General features: G+C 69.6%; 1 protein-coding gene. It reads left to right on the forward strand.

Annotated elements, in window-relative coordinates:
* Positions 1–3,034, forward strand: a 3,034-nt coding sequence (locus ABZS61_RS34655) for an SDR family NAD(P)-dependent oxidoreductase (RefSeq protein ID WP_356430450.1), incomplete at both ends; no start/stop codon positions are given.

Here is a 3,034-nt window from a genome sequence, read left to right on the forward strand (position 1 = left end):
CTGAGCCAGGTGCGGCAGGCGGTGCGTTTCGCCGATGCCGTGGTGGCTCTCGAAGCGATGGGTGTGACGCGGTACGTGGAACTCGGCCCGGATGGTGTCCTGTCGGCCATGGCCCAGGACAGCGTCGTCGGTTCCGAGTTCATCCCTGTCCTGCGCAAGGATCGCGATGAGTCGGACACTGCGCTCACCGCGGTCAGCCGTCTGTGGACGTCCGGAGTCGATGTCGACTGGACGGCGGTGTTCGCCGGTTGGGGCGGTCGGGTGGTCGATCTGCCCACGTATGCGTTCCACCGGGAGCGGTTCTGGCCGCAGCCGAACGTGGGCGCGGGGGACCTGGCCGCTGTCGGTATGACGGGTGCCGAGCATGCCTTGCTGGGCGCGGCAGTGACGCTGGCCGAGGGCGACGGGGCGCTACTGACCGGCCGTCTGTCGATGGGTGCCCATGCGTGGCTGGCCGACCATCTCGTGCTGGACCGGGTTGTGGTGCCGGGTGCCGCGCTGGTGGAGATGGTGCTGCGGGCCGGTCAGGAGGTGGGCTGCGCTCTGGTACGGGAGTTGGTTCTGCGGGCGCCGTTGGTGTTGCCGGAGTCCGGTGGAGTGCAGGTTCAGGTGCGGGTCGAGGGTCCGGACGCCTCGGGTGACCGGCCGGTCCACCTCCATGCCTACGCCGAAGGCGCGGACGAGTGGGTGCTGCACGCGTCCGGTTCGCTGGCCGAACAGACCGCTTCACGGGCGGACTTCGACCTGAATGTGTGGCCGCCGCGGGGTGCGGACGCGGTGGATGTCGACGGGTTCTACGAGGCTTTGGCGGGCGTGGGCTTCGGCTACGGTCCGGCGTTCCAGGGTGTTCGGGCGGCTTGGCGCGATGGGTCCGGTGTGTACGCCGATGTGGTGCTGCCGGAGCCGGGTGTGGGCCAGGTCGACACGTTCGGCATCCACCCGGCGCTGTTGGACGCCGCGCTGCATCCGTCCGGTCTCGTCCTCGGCGACACCGAAGTCTCCGGGCCGAGGTTGCCGTTCGCGTGGTCGGGTGTGGAGCTGTTCGCGGTCGGGGCGACCACGTTGCGGGTGGCGATTCGCCCTGAGGGCGAGGGCATCACCGTTCAGGCGGCTGACGGGACTGGTGCGCCGGTTGCGGTCGTGCGCTCGCTGGTGTCGCGTGCGGTGTCGGCGGAGCAGTTGTCTGCGGCCGGGCGTGGTGATGACGCGTTGTTCGCCGTGGAGTGGGTTGCGTTGCCGCCGGGTGGTGCTGCTTCCGGCGAGGCGGAGGGTGTTTCGGCGTGGACGGTGTTGCCGGCTGGTGACGGTCCGGTGGAGCAGGTGCTGGGTGAGGTCCTGCAGGGTGTGCAGGAATGGCTGGCGGATGACGGTTCGTTCGGATCGCGCCTGGCGGTGGTGACGCGGGGCGCCATGCCCGCGGGTCCTGCCGACATGGTCGATGTGGTGGGTGCGGCGGTGTGGGGCCTGGTGCGTTCGGCGCAGTCGGAGCACCCGGACCGGATCGTGCTGGTCGACGTCGACCCGACCACCGAAGAACCGGGCGTCGATCTGGCGCTGTTGGCCGGTGTCGACGAGCCGCAGGTCGCCATCCGTGACGGTGTGCTGCTGGTACCCCGTCTGGCCCGTGCCGTGGGTGGCGAGGAGGCCGTGCCGCTGGACGGTGACGGCACCGTACTGATCACCGGAGGCACCGGCACCCTCGGCGGACTCCTCGCCCGCCACCTCGTCACCGAACACGGCATCCGCCACCTCCTCCTGCTCTCCCGCCAGGGCCCAAACGCCCCCGGCGCCACCGAACTCACCACCGAACTCGCCGAACTCGGCGCCCAGGCCCGGATCGTCGCCTGTGACGCCGCCGACCGCGACGCCCTCGCAGCCGTCCTCGCGGACATCCCCACCGAAACTCCGCTGACCGGCGTCGTCCACGCGGCGGGTGTCCTCGACGACGGCGTGTTCACCGCCCTCACCCAGGAACGCCTGGAAACGGTCCTGCGGGCAAAGGCCACCGCCGCCGCGAACCTCGACGAACTGACCCGCGACACGAACCTCGCGATGTTCGTCCTCTACTCCTCGGCGTCAGCGACGTTCGGTACTCCGGGCCAAGCCAACTATTCCGCCGCCAACGCCTACCTCGACGCCCTTGCCACCCGACGCCGCACGGAAGGCCTTCCTGGTCTGTCTCTGGCCTGGGGTCTGTGGGAGCAGGCCAGCGGTATGACCGGCGGACTTGCCGAGACCGACCGGTCGCGGGTGACCAGTGCCGGCGCCGCCCTGTCCACAGAGCAAGGCCTCGCTCTCTTCGACACGGCTCTGACCCGCCCGGCGGCGCACCTGGTGCCGATCAGCCTCGACCTGGCGGCGGTGCGGGCGGCCGGAGAGGTTCCGGCGTTGTTGCGTGGTCTGGTGTCGGGTCGGGTGCGGCGTGGGGTTGCGCAGGCGTCGGGTGCGGGTTTGGCGTTGGCGCAGCGGTTGCGGTCGGTGTCTGGTGTTCAGCGTGGGCAGATGTTGTTGGAGTTGGTGCGTGGCAGTGCTGCGGCGGTGCTGGGGCATGCGTCGGTGGATGCGGTGGGTGAGCGTCAGGCGTTCAAGGATCTGGGTTTCGATTCGTTGACTGCGGTGGAGTTGCGTAACCGTTTGACCGGGGCTACGGGTTTGCGGTTGCCGGCGACGTTGGTGTTCGACTATCCGAGTCCTGTGGCGCTGAGTGAGCGTTTGTTGTCGGAGTTCTTCGGTGGGTTGGAGGCGGTTGCGGAGCCGGTGCGGCAGGTTGCGGTGGTCGGGGCGGACGAGCCGTTGGCGATTGTCGGCATGGCGTGCCGGTTGCCGGGTGGGGTGGGATCGCCCGACCAGTTGTGGGAACTGGTCGCAGATGGTGTGGACGGCATGTCGGCGTTCCCGGGGGATCGAGGATGGCCGGCGGAGGTTTCCGGCGTCGCGAGCGGTGTGGGTGGGTTCGTCGATGGGGCGGATCGGTTTGACGCGGGGTTGTTCGGGATTTCGCCGCGTGAGGCGTTGGGGATGGATCCGCAGCAGC

The organism is Streptomyces sp. NPDC005566 (assembly GCF_040605575.1).
Classification (GTDB): domain Bacteria; phylum Actinomycetota; class Actinomycetes; order Streptomycetales; family Streptomycetaceae; genus Streptomyces.